The sequence below is a fragment of the Shewanella indica genome, from assembly GCF_002836975.1.
GTDB lineage: Bacteria > Pseudomonadota > Gammaproteobacteria > Enterobacterales > Shewanellaceae > Shewanella > Shewanella indica.
Map to the genome: position 1 here is coordinate 101,380 of NZ_NIJK01000038.1, position 16,726 is coordinate 118,105.

Consider the following 16,726-nt stretch of genomic DNA (forward strand, 5'->3'; position numbering starts at 1 on the left):
GCTCTCATTTTCATCGTCCCTGAGTAGTGTACCGTTTGGGTACACTTTCCTGATAATGATCTTAAGTCAGGCTGACGGAGCTGCCAGCGACCACTTTAAATGGCGGCAGATTCTATCACAAATCCACCGCCACACCAGTGTACGCTAACGGGCTTGATACCAATTTTCAGTGTGAAACTTCACCAACTCGGCCAAAAAACACATATGAGCCGATTGTGCATTAAGACAAGGGATAAATTGATATTGTTTCCCACCGGCTTCAAGAAAGCTTTCGCGGCCTCCTTGAGCTATCTCTTCCAGTGTTTCCAGGCAGTCGGCGGCAAAGGCGGGACTCATGATATCGACCGAATGAACCCCCTGTCCCGGCAAAGATTCAAGCAGCTCATCGGTATAGGGCGTTAGCCAAGGCTCCTTGCCAAAACGGGATTGGAAGCACAGCTGCCATTCACCTTCCCCCAGGCCAAGCTCGGTGGCCAACAACTTAGCCGTGGTTTCACATTGACTGCGATAAGGATCCCCCTCCTTAATGTAACGCTCGGGCACCCCATGAAACGACATCAGCAGCCTTTGTCCCCGCCCTTCTCGCTGCCAATGGGTACGAACACTATCGGCCAGGGCCTGAATATAACCTGGCTTGTCGTGATAATCTCGCACAAACCTCAGTTCAGGCAGATTACGCTCCATTTTCAACGCCGCGGCAACACCATCAAACACGCTGGCCACAGTAGAGCAGGAATATTGAGGATAAAGAGGCAACACCAGCACCCTGTCAACTCCGGCATTTTTCAGCGCCGTCAGGCCATCACTCAAGGACGGACTGCCATAACTCATCCCCAGCTCAACGGGAACGGTTACGCCCGTTTGCTCCCGAAGCAAATCTGCCAGAGCTTGTCTCTGCTGTTTACTGACCACCATTAAAGGTGATCCTTCCGCCTGCCAAATAGATTGATACAACTTGGCGACTTTCGCCGGACGGGTATTGAGAATAATACCTTGTAACAGGGGTTGCCACAGCCAGGGGGACAGATCCACCACACGTTGATCGCTGAGGAACTGTTTCAAAAAAGTACGTACTGCCGCTTTGGTTGGCGCAGCGGGAGTACCCAAGTTAACCAAAAGCACACCGAATGGAGGACGGGTATCCTGCACTGTATTATTCCTGTTCCGAGAGAGATGGCGCCAAGTTAACACCGCTAAAACCATAAAAAAAGCCCGCAATTGCGGGCTTTTTTCGATTATGAGAACCGGTTCTGATAATTAATCAGCCCAGCGCCTTCACAATGGCTTCACTGACGGAAGCAACGCTTTGGGTACCGTCGAATTTACTGTACTTGGTATCACCCTTGGCCGCCATGGCACCATAGTAATCCACCAGCGGCATGGTCTGTTCGTGATAGATGCCCAGGCGCTTGCGTACTGTGCTCTCTTCATCATCCGGACGGATAACCAGTTCTTCACCTGTTACATCATCCTTGCCGTCTTCTTTTGGCGGATTGAAGACCACATGGTAAACCCGGCCAGAACCAGGATGCACCCGGCGACCGCTCATACGTTTAACGATTTCTTCGTCCGGTACATCAATCTCAATCACATGATCAACATGGATACCGTTAGCCACCATGGCATCAGCTTGTGGAATAGTGCGTGGGAAACCATCCAGCAGGAATCCCTTGGCGCAGTCGTCCTGAGTAATGCGCTCTTTAACCAGACCTATGATCAGCTCATCTGAAACCAATTGTCCGGCGTCCATCACCTTCTTGGCTTCCAGTCCCAAAGGCGTACCGGCCTTTACGGCTGCACGCAGCATATCGCCGGTTGAGATCTGTGGAATGCCATACTTTTCCATGATGAACTGAGCCTGGGTACCTTTACCGGCACCAGGGGCGCCCAATAGGATAATGCGCATATCAAGAGTCCTCTTTTCGCATTGATATTCTTGTTAGGGCGGCGATCTTCGCACATCTGGCCGCCCATGAGAAGGCCTTTGGCTTCGACTTTAGCCACAGAAACGCCAAAAAAACCTGACAGCTCTGACCTGTTAAAAGCGGTCAAAACCGCTCAGGCAGAGGCTTGGCCTGCCAAGCTTAACTCTATCAGTAGAGTAAACTATAAAGCTTGCGACGATAGCTGCTCGCCAGTGTATTCCCCTGACCAAGGGCTGAAAGTATCGTCAGAAACTGCTGTTTCAATTCACCATTACCGGCGTTGAGATCTTGCTGCAGTTGGGCAAAAAGCAACTCCAGGGCCTCTTCATCCCTGTGCGCCTGATGCAGTGCCGTTGCCAGCTTGCCAAGTAAACCCAGGTCTCCCGGAGCTGCTTCGAGCGCTTGTTGCAAAGAACGGATTTCCGGCGTATCAGCCGCCTCTTCCGCCAACTTGAGTTTGGCCTGCAAACTGGCGTAATAAGCATCCTGATCTTCAAGCTTGATGCCGGCAAGCAGGCTTTTGGCAGCGCCAATATCACCGCTTAACAGGCATGCATCAGCATAAGGCAAGGCCACCTCGGCGCCATTGTGCTCGCCATAGGCCTCCTTCAGCAACACCAGGGCTGCTGCGGCATCGCCTCCGGCGAGTAATTCTCTGGCGTCAGCAAGTTTCAGCTCCCAGGCGGCAGGCAGATGTTTATCCAGCATGGCCTGAATTTGCGACTCGTCCTGCACCCCGGCAAAGCCATCAACCGGCTGGCCCTGACTGAGCAACAAAGTGGTCGGCAAGCTCTGGATCTGGAAATAGGAGGCGATTTCCATTTCAGTTTCGCAATTGACGGCCGCCAGCAGCAGTTGCCCCTGATAACGGTTTGCCAATGTTTCCATGGTGCCGAGTAGCCCCAGACTCTCCGGGCTTTGCTGCGCCCAGAAGACCAACGCGACCAACTGTTGTTTCGAGGCTTCCACCACCTGTTGAATGTTGTCGCGGGTCAGTTCGATACGTGTTTCCATAGCAATCCTTGTTGGATGGTCGGGCTATACCCGAGTAAAAAAGGGCCATAAAGGCCCTTTTTTTTTTGGCTTACTTAAGGTTGGCAAGCAACATCTGGTTCATCAAGCGGATAAACTCAGATGGGTCAGCCAGGCTGCCCTTTTCTGACAGCATTGCCTGTTGCAACAACAGGTTACTCCAGTCAGTAAAGCGGCTTTCATCTGTCTCGTCATTGAGTCTGGCCACCAGCGGGTGCGTCGGGTTCAGCTCAAATGTTGGTTTGACTTCCGGCACCTGTTGGCCGGCGGCCTGCATCAGCTTGATCATCTGGCTCGACATCTCGCCTTCACCGGCCACCACACAGGCTGGAGTGTCGGTCAAACGCGTGGTCACCCGTACATCCTTGACCTTATCACCCAGCGCCTCTTTGATACGCTTGAGCAAAGACTCGGATTCCGCCGCCAGTTTTTCCTGTTCTGCCTTTTCATTCTCATCTTCCAGCTCACCGAGATCCAGCTCACCGCGAGTCACAGAGTGCAGCGCCTTTTCCTTGTACTCTGTCAGGTGGTTGATGAGCCACTCGTCGATGCGGTCAGACATCAACAGCACTTCGATGCCCTTCTTACGCAGCAGCTCCAGATGCGGACTGTGGGCCGCCGCCTCATAGCTGTCGGCAACAATATAGTAAATCTTGCTCTGACCTTCCTTCATGCGGCCGATGTAATCATCCAGCGATACAGTTTGCGCCGCAGTGTCATTGTGGGTCGAGGCAAAACGCAGCAAGCCGGCCACACGCTCGCGGTTGCTCCAATCCTCTGCCGGGCCCTCTTTCAGTACCTGGCCGAACTCAGCCCAGAACTGCTGGTACTTGTCGCTGTCGTCTTTAGCCAGTTTCTCCAACATGCCCAGCACCCGCTTGGTAATGGCCGTGCGCATGGCTTGGGTCACCTTGTTGTCCTGCAGTATCTCCCGGGAGACGTTCAGCGGCAGATCGTTGGAGTCGATAAGACCTTTGACGAAACGCAGGTAAGAAGGCATAAACTGCTCGGCGTCATCCATGATAAATACACGCTGAACAAAGAGTTGCAGACCCTGCTTGCGATCCCGGTTCCAAAGGTCCCAAGGCGCCTTGGAAGGAATGTACAGCAAGCTGGTGTATTCCTGCTTACCTTCAACCCGGTTGTGACTCCACAGCAGAGGATCGCTGAAGTCATGGGAGATATGCTTGTAAAACTCCTGATATTCTTCATCGGAAATCTCAGACTTGTTGCGGGTCCAAAGCGCGGTGGCCTTGTTCATCACTTGCCATTGACCTTCAGTCGCCGGAATTTTTTCACCATCCGGGCCTTCGGACTCGGGCGAACCTTCCTGCCACATCTCTACCGGAATGGAGATATGATCTGAGTACTTGGTGATGATAGAGCGCAAACGCCAGTCATCGGCAAACTCTTTTTCCTCTTCGCGCAGATGCAAAGTAATCTCGGTACCGCGGCTCTCTTTAACTATGTTTTCAACGGTAAAGTCGCCTTCACCGGCAGACTGCCACTGCACGCCCTCATCGGCCTTGTGACCGGCGGCGCGGGTTCTCACTGTTACCTTGTCGGCCACAATAAAGGCCGAGTAGAAACCCACACCGAACTGGCCAATCAACTGCGAGTCTTTGGCGGCATCGCCGGAGAGGTTTTTGAAGAATTCTGACGTGCCTGACTTGGCAATGGTACCCAAATGCTCGATAACGCCGTCACGGGTCATACCTATACCATTGTCTTCAATGGTAATAGTGCCCTTTTCCTTATCAGTACTGATACGTACCCTGAGCTCGCCATCACCTTCATAAAGCGCGTCGTTGGTAAGCGCCAGATAACGCAGTTTGTCGGCGGCATCGGCGGCATTGGATACCAATTCACGCAAGAAAATCTCCTTGTTGGAGTACAAAGAGTGGATCATCAAATGCAAAAGTTGTTTGACTTCAGTTTGAAAACCATGAGTTTCTTGATGTGACATGAATAGCTTCCCTTGTTTATCGCAATAGGTTAAACCAACTTGAGTTGTTTAATTAAATGGGGATGCGATTTTCAAATTCAAGGGCGGGATGACACAGACCGATAACAGCCGCAGAAAAAATAGCCCGAAGTGAGCTCTGAAAATAGTCCAGCGCCGATTGCCGTTTTCCATCTATGTCGAAAATATGCAATCTTTGTCCGCTTTGTCCGGTTATCGTCTGGAAACCCCTCTCAGGAGATATCATGATGAAACGACTCAACTATGCTAATGCTGCGCCACAAGCCTTGGAACTTCTATACCAACAGGAACGCTACTTCCACCACCAATTCAGTTCATCGAAGACCATGTCTATAACCATCTGGGAACTGGTCAAACTCAGAGTCTCACAGATTAATCAATGCGCCTTTTGTATTGACATGCACAGTAAAGACGCGCTGAAGTATGGTGAAAAAGCCGAACGAATTTTTGGTCTCAATGCCTGGCGGGACATGCCTATTTACAGCACTGCGGAAGGTATTGCCCTCGGTTGGGCCGAGCAACTGACCGCAGGTTTGGGTGTCAGCGATAAAGAGTACCAACAGGTACTGGATTGTTTCGGCCCTCAGGCGATGACAGATTTGACCATAGCCATCAATGCCATCAATAGTTGGAACCGTATCGTTAAAGTATTTAAACCCGAGGTCGGCAATTACCAGCCCAAGTGATTCAGGTTGCGTATGGACTTAAAACTATTTTCCCCCAAAGGCAATATCGCAGCAGATATTCAAGCTATATGGTCTGTTGGCGTATCGACAGGGCATAGGGAGCCAATTGTTCGATTACTGCTGGGCGACGCCGGCAGCGGTATCCTGTTCAATTTTGGCCCAGAGGTGTTTTTTGATGGGATATGGCATCCTCCGGGGATTATTTTGTTGCCTACTAGCCAGACTTCCCAAAACATCATCATGCCGCCGGGGACCCAAATGGCAGGCATCCGCTTTCATCCAGCTATGGGCTATCAATGCCTGGGAAAACGCTTCGACAACCCTGTCCGTAGTGAGCGGGAAACTGATATCCATACTCTGCTTAGCCCACTATATTTGCAGCTCTGTGCCTGCAGTGGCCACTATCCCCGCATCCGCACCATGTATCAGTTTACTCGGCAACATATCGTCAGCCGTAGTGAAAGCCATCAAAGGGTCAAGGAAGTCCTCCGGCATACACACCACAAGCATGCCAAAGAAACCACTTTGGGATTACGTCAAATAGAACGCCACTTCCAGAGCTGGATGGGGATGACCCCTAAATATTATCAACGCATTATTCGGGTCAAGCAGGCAATGGAACAACTCCGGCTGGCACCATCAACATCACTGGCCGAACTGGCAGCCGACTTTGGCTTCGCCGATCAGGCACATATGACCCGTGAATTTCGTACCTTGGCCAATATCACGCCGAAACATTACGCCCGCCGCTACTTAGTCAACGCTCTGCAGGCAAAAAATAGCCCCGCATAAGCGGGGCCGGTATTCACAGAAGGCACATCCAAGTTTCAGAGCGGCATTCGCCCATTGAACGACAATGCCAGGGTGGTGCTGTCGACATATTCCAGCTCACCGCCTACCGGAACCCCATGAGCGATTCGGCTCACCTTGACTTGGTAGCGATGGGCGATATCGGCAATAAAATGCGCGGTGGCATCACCTTCCACCGTCGGGTTAGTGGCCAGGATCAGCTCGGCAATCTCGCCTTTGGCCAGATGCTCTTCCAGTAGCGCCAGTCCCAACTCCTCGGGTCCGACACCATCGAGCGGCGACAGATGCCCCAGCAACACAAAATAACGGCCACTGAAATGCCCACCGGCTTCGATAGCCAACACATCGGCCGGCGTTTCAACCACGCAGATGGTATCGGCGTTGCCGCGCCGAGGACTGGCGCAGATGGGACACAGCGTTTCCTCGGTGAAGGTGCGGCAGGACTGACAATGCCCCACCTCCTTCATGGCTCGCTCCAACGCTTCAGCCAACTTGAGCCCGGCTTTACGCTCGCGCTCAAGCAGTTGAAACGCCATCCGCTGTGCCGATTTAGGGCCGACACCTGGCAAACAGCGCAGCGACTGGATCAATTCATCCACCAGTGGGCTGAATTTCATCTGTTATTCCGACTCAGAATGGCATCTTCATGCCAGGAGGCAGTTGCATGCCACCTGTCACTTCGGCCATCTTGGACTTTTGGTTCTCTTCAACACGGCGAGCCGCATCGTTGCAGGCCGCGGCGATCAGATCTTCCAGCATCTCTTTGTCGTCTTCCAGCAGGCTGGGATCTATCTCGACTTTGCGAACATTGTGGCTGCCGGTCATGGTGACTTTCACCAATCCTGCGCCTGACTCACCAGTGACTTCCATGCGGGCAATCTCTTCCTGCATTTTGGCCATTTTCTCTTGCATCATCTGGGCTTGCTTCATCAGGTTGCCCATACCGCCTTTTCCAAACATAGCTTTATCTCTTCAATTCAAGTTGTGAGTAACAGGTCAAAGTTGGCTAATCTTACTGAAATAAACCCGCTTGGCAATCCAAGAGTCGCTTTGAGCGGCAATCTTATGAAGCGGGTAACATCCACCGGGCCCTAGGGCGCCTTGTCTGCAATCAAATTAGCCCGTTGACTGAGCAGCTCAGGGGGATACCCTAGAGTATCCTGATCCAGTTCGGCCCCCATATGACTGACAAGCCATTGAATGTTTTCATCATTCATCAATGAAGCATGAGCCCCGCTCAGGAGCTCCTGATGAAAACGATGACGAATTTCCAACGGCGTTTCCCTTTGGTCATCTACTCCTACGACAATCTCTGTGCGGCAAGGTTTCCCAAACAGTTTGGAAAGCGCCTCTTCGAGCTGTTTGATGGCCGAATCTGCCGCCAAGTGCTTTTGATCCGGCTTGAGCAGCAAGGGCAGCGGTTCAGCTATCCGCTCACAGACTGAGTTTACCGCCAGTTGCCGAACCCGGCCGCCTATTTCGAGCGAGGACATCAATTTATACCAATAGAGATCCTGTGGATGACCGCAGGGCGGAGCATGGGCGAAGGCCTCGGCGGACTCCGGGCCTGGTGCTTGGCGCGGCTCGGATGCAGGCCGAGCCCCTGTGTTTACAGTATTTACTGTAGCGCTTTGGCCAGATCCCAGCTCAAGTTCATTTTTCAGCTCATGTCCCGGCTCGTCTACCGCCTGTGGTGCAGCTTCCTGTGCTGTCTGCTGCGCGGTATGTTGTGGTTGTGGTTCAGGCTCAGGCAAAAATTCAGGCACAGACTCTGGTTCGGCTTGTAGGAAAGCCACATTTTGAACCGTTTCACTGTCTTGCATTGCCTCGCGACCCGCTTCAACCGCACCCTCTGGGGCATCTTCCCATGGTGGCCTGTCTTCCTTGAGCGCCGCAACATGACTTGGGCCAGATTCGGAAGGCACTTCCCCGGCAACAGGAGTTTGCGTTTCTGCTTGGGAGGGCTCAGGGCTATTGCTTGGTTCAAGGCTGTCTACCCGCTCAGGGCTTTTGCTCAGCTCAGGGCTTTTGCTCAGCTCAGGGCTGTTTCCTAGCTCTGCTGCCGCTTCTGACTGAGTGGCCGCTACAGCATCGGACTCAGGTGCTGCGGCCGCGCTGCGGCGCTCCAGCAAGGGCTTTTTTTCTTCACCGTCCTTGGGGCTGGCGGCCTCTATATCACTGAGCAGCAAATCCCGGGTGGCAAGCACCTGATCGAGCAGATCATCACCCAAGATGTCATCGCTGCCAGATTCTATGTTGGCATCGGCAGGCACTGGCTCGTTTGATGGCTTATTTGATAGCGATGCTTCGGAGATACTCTTGTCAGCAGCGGATAGCATTTGGCCGTCCATCGACATCTGCTGCTGATAAAAATCCAAGCTGCTATCCTGCCCTTCACCTTGCAGTGAATAGCCCATGGCAGCATAGAAGTCATCCAGAGATTGCTGCTCATCGTTAATAGCCGAGGTTTCAGCTTGTGACACAGGCTCGTGAGACTGAGCTGCAGCCGGTTGCCGTGCCGGCAGAGACTCGGCCACTTTAGCAGACTCAGAGGCCTCATTCCTGAACCCCATGCTACCGGCCTGGGATAACAGCAGCGCTTGTTCGGCCAATAAGGCCTGTTCGTCTGCATCTTCGCCCTCATTGGCAGCCATCTGTGAGTCAATATTGCTCGCCTGCGTCTCAGCCGCCGGGCTTACCTGTGTTGGCATCTTGGCAGCTTGCGTCTTTTCGGCTTGCGCTTCGACAGCATGGCTTGTAACAGATTGAGCAGAGGCGGCTTGAGGCTTTATCTCATCGACGTTATTGCTTGCCAGGGGTTGATTCGGCGCCCCGGCCGCCGCAGGCGCAGCGGCACTGCTGCTGTTGCTGTTATCCAAGGCAGACAGATCGGCGACTTCACCCCTTTGCCAGCGTTTGGGCGGCGTTTCCGGCACAAAGGCAACGGCTCTGAGTAACGCCATCTCCAGCCCTGACTTGGGATCCGGTGCATAAGGCAGCTCCTTGCGACCGCTGAGCAACAACTGGTAATAGAGCTGCACCTGCTCGGGGGTGAGGTTTTCACCATAGTGGTTAATTCTGGGACCAAACAGCGACAAATTGGCCGCCGCCGGCGCAAACTGACTCAGGGTTATCTGATGCAAGAGCTCCAGCAAGCTGCGCAGCACTTCGGCAGCATCGGCGCCAAATGCCAGCACCTTGGCCACTTCCTGCATCATTTTGGCGATGTCGCCTGTGAGGAGCGCATCAAACAGCGCCAGCACCTGGCGCTCATCTATGGCGCCGAGCATGGTTTGTACCTGCTCCAGCATCACTTGCCCGGCTCCAAAGGCGATAGCCTGATCTGTCAGGCTCAGGGCATCTCGCATACTGCCATTGGCGGCTCGCGCCAGGAGCGTCAGCGCAGAAGTTTCAAACTTAAGACCTTCGCTTTGCAAAATATGCTGCAACTGGCCGGCCATCTCCGTCTGATCCAGACTCTTTAGGTTAAATTGCAGGCAGCGGGACAGTACAGTCACCGGCAGCTTTTGCGGATCTGTGGTGGCCAGCAGGAATTTGACGTGCTCTGGGGGTTCTTCCAGTGTCTTGAGCAGCGCATTGAAACTGCTGCGGGACAGCATGTGAACTTCGTCTATCAGGTAAACCTTGAAACGCCCCCGGGTTGGGCGATACTGAACATTATCCAGCAGTTCGCGGGTATCATCTACCTTGGTACGGGAAGCCGCATCGACTTCGATAAGGTCGACAAAACGCCCCTGGGCAATTTCCTGACAGGCACTGCATTGGCCACATGGCTTAGCGGTGATCCCTGTTTCGCAGTTGAGCCCTTTGGCAAACAGGCGCGCCAAACTGGTCTTGCCGACGCCGCGGGTACCGGTAAACAGATAGGCATGGTGCAGTCGTTGCTGACTCAGGGCATTGGTCAATGCATGCAAGACATGAGATTGGCCGACTACCTGATCAAAACTGGCAGGTCGCCATTTTCTGGCTAGTACCTGATAGGACATGAAACTCCCCAAAATCCATAAAAGTATCTTTGCGGGAGCAAGCTCCGCGGATCGTAAAACAATAACATGAGGTATGACTTCACGCTACCGAGACGACCCGCAAAGCAGCAGGGCTGAGCTTTTATTCGCCGTCAAACTCGCACAGCTTAACCAGTTCGAGCCCTTGCTCGGTCAGGCGCTGTTCACCGCCCAGGTCCGGCAGGGAGATCACAAATGCGGCGTCCTTCACCTCGCCGCCTAAGCGACGGATAAGCTTAACTGTGGCTTCAATGGTGCCACCGGTTGCCAGCAAGTCATCGATAACCAGTACCTTGTCACCCGGCACTATGGCATCAACATGCATTTCCAGGGTGTCGTGGCCATATTCCAGCTCATAGCTTTCGGCTATGGTTTCTCTTGGCAACTTGCCGGGCTTACGCACGGGAATAAAGCCCACACCCAACTCCAGCGCCAGAGGGGCACCAAAGAGGAAACCACGGGCTTCGGTACCGACAACCTTGGTAAAACCATGATCTTTATAATGATCCACCAGCAACCGAATGCTTAACTGGTAGGCAACCGGGTCTTCAAGCAGACTGGTTACGTCGCGGAACAGGATCCCGGCTTTAGGATAATCCGGAATGGTTTTAATGCTTTGCTTAATCAGGCTTAAGCTGTCGGAGTTCATTGCCATAGTCTCAATACTTCATTTCCAGACACTGGGCCCGGCTCTTTACAACAAAAAAGTCCACACTGAGGTGGACTGCATTTCAAAAATCCGGCTAAAGCTTAAGCCGCTTTAATCCGCCATGCAACAATCTCTGTCGATAAGTGATCCAGGAGTTGTTGCTTTGTGTCACAGTTCAATGGTTTTCTCCAAAAGCCATTAACCTGGGACATATCCATACTGGCGGCCACTTCCTCTTGGCTGTGAGTACTTAGCACCACGACAGGCAGGTTGGCATAACCGTCGAGTTGCCTGAGTAGCGGGATGAAGTGCGGCCCGTCGAGCAAAGGCATGAAAAAGCCACTAATCACGGCATCGAAGTTTTGCCGCTCGGCGCACGCCAGCCCCTGCATGCCATTGGTGGCCAACGTACAGTGCCAACCTTGGCTCTGGAACAGTTCGGCCAAAGCCTGTTGGCTGATGTTATTATCATCAACAAGCAAAATGTTGAAACTCATTAAATTTCCCTGGTGGTTTCAAGGCGCGCCAAGGCTACCCCAACTGAATGACAAAATCACGACAAGTCGACGTTTTTGTCTACAGGATCACTCACTATCTTCCAGCTCGGGGATCTGCCACAGGAACAACAACAGACAGACACAGCAAACGGCAAGTAAGAGTTTCACCCACCAAAGTGGCACCAAGGCAATACTAAGGGCAAAACTGGCACCACTGATCAAAAAGGCTTTTCGCTTTAATCCCTTACGCATCGCTTTGCGGGAATGCCAATCGGCAAGAGGCTGGGCGAACCAAGGATGGCTGTGCAACCAATCATGTAGCCGTTCACTGGAACGAGCGAAACAGAAGGCGGCCAATAAAATAAAGGGAACTGTCGGCAACACAGGTAAGACGATGCCAAGCAACCCCATGCCCAGACTCAGGATCCCGAAAATTAAAAAGAAGCCTCTTTTGATAACCATCCAATTTCCTCTGGAAAACCGGTCGCCCCTAAGGAAGGTGCGAATAAGTCCTCGTGGCCTTCTCTTTTGTAGAAAGTGGCTTGCACAGCAATTGGCATTCAAGGCATCTGACTGAAGACATGCCGGGGCCTGTCGAAGTCGGATAACGCAGAAAGCCGGTTGCTGTGAAAGCCCCGAAGGGCGTGGCTTACAGGCCTGCCTGCTGTGTTGTGCTTCTTGCAAAGGACTAGGGCCATTTGCGGCGAACCACGCCTTGCATCCAAGCCCGTAAGCCGACGCAGAGCACACATGGGACCTGTTCGCACCTTCCCTAAACAAAAGCCACCGCTGAGGGTGGCTATTGTAGCAAAAATGGTATTTTGCTGCTTCAGATCAATCCCNCTGTTCGCACCTTCCCTAAACAAAAGCCACCGCTGAGGGTGGCTATTGTAGCAAAAATGGTATTTTGCTGCTTCAGATCAATCCCGCGTGTTTCAGCCAAGACAGGCTGGCCGGCAATGTAGGTAACAGCATTACCAGAATAAAACCAAGAAAATACAAAATATTGAATGGGTCTTTAAACGGCTGACTCATGACAGCTCCTCTACTTCCAGGGCTAGTGTGGGAGTGACCTCAGTCACAAAACCCGGCTATTCTAGCCCTTTATCACGCCGATAAAAACCATGTTTTTTCAATGGGATTAGCCAATCCCTTGTATTAATGTCGCTTTCAGGCATCAATGTCAGCAAAAGGCAGGTACAACTAAAATAAACTCATGCCTTACAAAAAGTTGTGGTAGGGATCGCGGCTGCAGGCTGTTTGCGAACAATACCCAGCGCCGCCAACTCAGCCAAAGTTGTGGCCGCGCCCTGACAAAGCTGCTGCTCTGAAAATGAGGGAAATGTCTCTGTAAGCCAAGCAAGTAACCGGGTAAAGCTCAATGGCGTTTGTTGCAATTTTGCCAGCAGCTGCGCCGTCATCGGATTGAGCCTTAAAAAGCATACTTCCTCTTCCAGGTCACGATAAACGCAGAAAAATACCGGCAGGGGCGATACTGTATTTGGGCGAAAATCTGGACTAATTCTGTCAACTTCGAACTGATATTGCGCCACTTTGGCGGTGGCGGCCAATTGCAGTTTTGCAGCCAGTTGCTCCAACGCCTGAATGTCAGCCTGTTTGAGCCAAGGCGCTGAATCATCTTCGGCCACGGATACCTGCAGTTCCAAGAGTTCATAGTGTGCCAATTCCAGCATAAAAGGCATTACATCCAACGCACTTGCCTGTTCCCGACACAGATAGTCGAGAAACTCGGCGGCAATATCGATAAATAGCGGGCTTTGACATTCATGACGGGCAAAAAAATCCTTTACCAACGCCAACCACTGCGCTTCAGTGTGCAGCGACTTGAGAACCGGATAAGCATTGGAGACAAAGCCGTTGACATTATTGAACAAAAGCTCGCGATATACCTGCATGTGTCGTTCGTCGGTGCCGGCCGGCAAAGGCATATCTTCCTGCCGCAAATAGGCCACAAAAGCCCGTTGTAATTGAGCCAGGGCCATTAAGCTCTCCTCTCTTGTGCAAAAGCATCCAAGGCCTGCCCTTGTAGCGAGCCTATCTGCTTCAACTCCTGACACAAGACTCGGGTTTCAGGGATATTAAAGTCCCGCTCCAGCAAGGTAGGATGTACCCCATGCAATCGATAACACTCTGCCAGTAGTTGCCAGACAGGATTGATAATATCGGCGCCATGGGTATCGATAATCAGATCCTCATCCTGCTGATAATGACCTGCGATATGCAGGTAAGCGATGCGCTCACTGGGCATAGCTGCCAGAAAAGCCTTGGGATCATAACCATGATTAACCGAGTTGACATAGATGTTATTGACATCAAGTAGCAGACGACAATCAGCCTCTTCCAGCACGGCGCAGACAAACTCTTGCTCGGTCATCTCGGCGCCAGGCGCAGCATAAAAGGACACGTTCTCCAGAATAAGTGGCCGCTCCAGAATCGCTTCAACCTGTTTAACCCTGGCACTGACATGCCGCACTGCTTCGTAGGTAAAAGGGATTGGCATAAGATCGTACATATGCCCATCGGCGGAGCAATAACTTAAGTGCTCTGAATAAACATCTATCTGATGCAAATCGAGGAAACGCTTAATCTCCTTGATAAACACCAGGTCCAGCGGATCCGGGCTACCGATGGAAAGACTGAGCCCATGGCAATAAAATGAATGCCTTTCGGTCAATTGTCGAAACTGCTTGCCAAACTTACCGCCAAGACGCATCCAGTTTTCCGGTGCCACTTCAAAGAAGTCGGCCTCTTTAGGAGCTGCCTGACAAAACTCAGCCAACATCTCCCGCCTAAGCCCCAAACCGACACTGTTATTCATAAATAATTACCGCTTTGTGGTTTCAGACAGGGCGCAAAGCGCCCTGCACTATTCAACTTCAGTGGTTACTACCACACTTGCCTTCCTTGACTTTATTAGCTTCTGCCTTGGCTTTATTCTCTTCGGCTTTGGCTTTGCCTTCGGCTGAGTGCATCATGCCTTCACCGCACTTGCCTTCGCCACACTTACCCTCTGCGGCCTTATTCACGCCCTCTCCACACTTGCCCTCGGCAGCCTTATTCATCCCTTCACCACATTTACCTTCGCCGCATTTGCCCTCACGGCTTTTTTGCTCGGTTTCTTTGACTTTCTTATCGCCACATTTACCTTCGCCGCACTTGCCTTCATTACCAACCAATTGATAACCGGCTTCCATAGTCTGAAACCCGAATGGGTTGGCATTAGCTTCTGCGGCGACGGCGCTGCCGGCGATAACCATGCCCAAAGCGGCTGCTACTGTAGTTGTCTTGACTGTCTTCATTGTCTTTCCTGCCTTTGCTCATAGAGTTGTTACGAGTGACCGACCTCAATTGCCGGCTTGCAATATCAGACCCGGGGACAGCAGAATCTATTTCATATTTTCAACCGCGGATCACAGTTTTTATCCAAAACCCCATGTAGGGAACCATGGGTAAAATAGCAAATGCAGATAAGATCAAGCTGTTAACAGTTACATATCTAAAATAAGCCTGTGCCTTTTAAGCTGTCGATTGGTGCCGGATGGGATTTAAGGTAGAATGCGCCACTTTCTATTTCAGCCAGGCCTTAAACACGTGCGTATTATTCTCGCCCCTATGGAGGGGGTTGTTGACAATCTGATGCGGGAACTGCTCTCTGCAATAAATCCTTATGATCTGATGGTCACCGAGTTTGTACGTGTGGTGGATCAACTATTACCCGAAAAAGTCTTCTATCGTCTCTGCCCCGAGCTGCTGCAAGGCGGCATGACCCTCAGCGGTACGCCGGTCAGAGTACAACTTTTAGGGCAGGAACCCGGTTGGATGGCCGAAAACGCCTTGCGGGCTATAGAACTCGGCTCCCAAGGGGTAGACGCCAACTTTGGTTGCCCGGCCAAGATGGTTAACCGCAGCAAGGGCGGCGCCGTATTGCTGCAGTATCCGGAGCAAATCCACAAGATAGTCAAAGCCATGCGTCAAGCAGTTCCTGAACCGCATGCGGTGACCGCCAAAATTCGCCTGGGGTTTGAAGACAAGAGCCTGTTTATGGAAAACGCGCAGGCGATTTATGAAGCCGGCGCCACTGAGTTGGCCGTCCATGCCCGCAGTAAAAAAGACGGTTATCGTCCACCGGCCTATTGGGAATATATCACTGAGATCCGTAAAAAATTGGCCATTCCCGTGATCGCCAACGGCGAGATTTGGGACCGGGAAGACGCCCTTCGCTGCATGGAAGTAACGGGTTGCGACAGTATCATGGTGGGCCGCGGCGCCATCTCTCTACCCAATTTGGCGGATCACATCAAGAACAATGCCGAGCAATATAGCTGGCAGCAAACCCTGGCGCTATTGATGAGTTACAGCCAGAAAGAACTCAACGGCCGCAAGAGTTGCTACTACCCGGCGCGAATAAAACAGTGGTTCAGCTACCTCAATCGCCAATACCCTCAGGCCGATGCCCTGTTCAGAGAACTCAGAGTACACAAGCAAACCGATGACATAGTGGCCACGCTCAGTCAGGCTTATCGCGAAATAAATGACAAGATCTGAGCAATTCTGACAAATTAACGCCTTAACGACAGAAAATGTCACCCAGATTTGATCTTCATCATAGTGACATTGACCCGGCTGTTTAGACTAAATGACCGTAGACTCAATCTTTACAGGCTATTATCAGTGAGCAGCTCCCATATCAGACAAGCATTGTCGGCGTTAGAAATCGATCTCAGGAAAGAGATAATGGTGCTCGGACCCCACTGGGATCCCCAGATGTCACTCAGTGATCTGATTGAAACCATGACTCAAGCCGATCTTTGCAAACACCCCCTCTACCACAGACTGTTGCGACTGGATGCCGCGGTGTGCCAACTGGATTTAGGGCTTTATGGTCTTTGCGCAGACTGTGAAGCAGAAATCGAGTCGCATCGACTCGTTAAAGACCCGACCGAGCAGCGCTGTGAACGTTGCCATGAGCAATATAAACATGAACACCGACAAGAATTGCGCTTGAATCACTAGTCAGTTAAGCAGTAAAGGCAACCCCAGAGGTTGCTTTTTTGTTTGAGGTTATGTTTTGGCGTTTAAAAGCTAATAAAAAAGCCC

General features: G+C 51.9%; 17 protein-coding genes. 4 read left to right on the plus strand and 13 right to left on the minus strand.

The window, feature by feature from the left end; genetic code table 11:
- Positions 1–144 precede the first annotated feature (144 nt).
- The 4 genes from hemH to htpG all read right to left on the minus strand — a co-directional run bounded on the left by hemH (position 145) and on the right by htpG (position 4,923).
- On the minus strand, positions 145–1,149 hold the full coding sequence (hemH, locus tag CX650_RS12800; RefSeq protein ID WP_226683871.1) for a ferrochelatase: 1,005 nt from the start codon (positions 1,147–1,149) through the stop codon (positions 145–147).
- A gap of 112 nt (positions 1,150–1,261) precedes the next feature.
- Positions 1,262–1,906 carry an adenylate kinase gene (gene adk / locus CX650_RS12805; RefSeq protein ID WP_039033860.1) on the minus strand — a complete coding sequence of 215 codons (645 nt, stop codon included), beginning with the start codon at positions 1,904–1,906 and terminating at the stop codon, positions 1,262–1,264.
- 187 nt (positions 1,907–2,093) lie between these two features.
- Positions 2,094–2,939 carry a tetratricopeptide repeat protein gene (locus tag CX650_RS12810; protein WP_101096030.1) on the minus strand — a complete coding sequence of 282 codons (846 nt, stop codon included), beginning with the start codon at positions 2,937–2,939 and terminating at the stop codon, positions 2,094–2,096.
- Positions 2,940–3,009: 70 nt separating this feature from the next.
- Positions 3,010–4,923, minus strand: coding sequence for a molecular chaperone HtpG (gene htpG, locus CX650_RS12815; RefSeq protein WP_101096031.1), 1,914 nt, complete (start codon positions 4,921–4,923; stop codon positions 3,010–3,012).
- A gap of 242 nt (positions 4,924–5,165) precedes the next feature.
- On the opposite strand from htpG, the gene CX650_RS12820 reads away from it, so the two are divergent.
- Together CX650_RS12820 and CX650_RS12825 are read left to right on the plus strand one after the other, a co-directional pair.
- Positions 5,166–5,627, plus strand: a complete 462-nt coding sequence (locus CX650_RS12820; RefSeq protein ID WP_039033857.1) for a carboxymuconolactone decarboxylase family protein — start codon at positions 5,166–5,168, stop codon at positions 5,625–5,627.
- Positions 5,628–5,885: 258 nt separating this feature from the next.
- The gene (locus CX650_RS12825) at positions 5,886–6,419 is read left to right on the plus strand and encodes a helix-turn-helix domain-containing protein (protein WP_157823026.1); all 534 of its coding nucleotides are present in this window, start codon (positions 5,886–5,888) and stop codon (positions 6,417–6,419) included.
- A gap of 35 nt (positions 6,420–6,454) precedes the next feature.
- Here the strand turns inward: CX650_RS12825 and recR are convergent, their stop codons facing one another.
- The 9 genes from recR to CX650_RS12875 form a co-directional block, all read right to left on the minus strand.
- A complete protein-coding gene (gene recR, locus CX650_RS12830; protein ID WP_025011506.1) occupies positions 6,455–7,054 on the minus strand; it encodes a recombination mediator RecR in 600 nt (199 codons plus the stop codon).
- 13 nt (positions 7,055–7,067) lie between these two features.
- Positions 7,068–7,397, minus strand: coding sequence for a YbaB/EbfC family nucleoid-associated protein (locus CX650_RS12835; protein ID WP_025011505.1), 330 nt, complete (start codon positions 7,395–7,397; stop codon positions 7,068–7,070).
- A 131-nt stretch (positions 7,398–7,528) separates the two neighbouring features.
- Entirely contained in the window at positions 7,529–10,444 is a 2,916-nt protein-coding gene (gene dnaX, locus CX650_RS12840) for a DNA polymerase III subunit gamma/tau (RefSeq protein WP_101096033.1), read from the minus strand.
- A 121-nt stretch (positions 10,445–10,565) separates the two neighbouring features.
- Complete coding sequence (apt, locus tag CX650_RS12845) at positions 10,566–11,117, minus strand: adenine phosphoribosyltransferase (RefSeq protein ID WP_025011504.1); 552 nt, start codon at positions 11,115–11,117, stop codon at positions 10,566–10,568.
- Positions 11,118–11,212: 95 nt separating this feature from the next.
- The gene (locus tag CX650_RS12850) at positions 11,213–11,608 is read right to left on the minus strand and encodes a response regulator (RefSeq protein ID WP_025011503.1); all 396 of its coding nucleotides are present in this window, start codon (positions 11,606–11,608) and stop codon (positions 11,213–11,215) included.
- 87 nt (positions 11,609–11,695) lie between these two features.
- A complete protein-coding gene (locus tag CX650_RS12855) occupies positions 11,696–12,070 on the minus strand; it encodes a YbaN family protein (RefSeq protein WP_101096034.1) in 375 nt (124 codons plus the stop codon).
- A 752-nt stretch (positions 12,071–12,822) separates the two neighbouring features.
- Positions 12,823–13,611, minus strand: coding sequence for an HvfC family RiPP maturation protein (locus CX650_RS12865; RefSeq protein ID WP_101096035.1), 789 nt, complete (start codon positions 13,609–13,611; stop codon positions 12,823–12,825).
- Entirely contained in the window at positions 13,611–14,447 is an 837-nt protein-coding gene (locus CX650_RS12870; protein WP_039033851.1) for an HvfB family MNIO-type RiPP peptide maturase, read from the minus strand. Before CX650_RS12870 ends, CX650_RS12865 begins: the two co-directional genes overlap by 1 nt.
- 58 nt (positions 14,448–14,505) lie before the next feature.
- A complete protein-coding gene (locus tag CX650_RS12875) occupies positions 14,506–14,928 on the minus strand; it encodes an HvfA family oxazolone/thioamide-modified RiPP metallophore (RefSeq protein WP_039033850.1) in 423 nt (140 codons plus the stop codon).
- A gap of 292 nt (positions 14,929–15,220) precedes the next feature.
- On the opposite strand from CX650_RS12875, the gene dusC reads away from it, so the two are divergent.
- Both dusC and CX650_RS12885 read left to right on the plus strand, forming a co-directional pair.
- Entirely contained in the window at positions 15,221–16,174 is a 954-nt protein-coding gene (gene dusC / locus CX650_RS12880; RefSeq protein ID WP_039033905.1) for a tRNA dihydrouridine(16) synthase DusC, read from the plus strand.
- 126 nt (positions 16,175–16,300) lie between these two features.
- Positions 16,301–16,642: a TraR/DksA C4-type zinc finger protein gene (locus CX650_RS12885; RefSeq protein ID WP_071476474.1), complete on the plus strand. Its 342-nt coding sequence runs from the start codon at positions 16,301–16,303 to the stop codon at positions 16,640–16,642.
- Positions 16,643–16,726 lie beyond the last annotated feature (84 nt).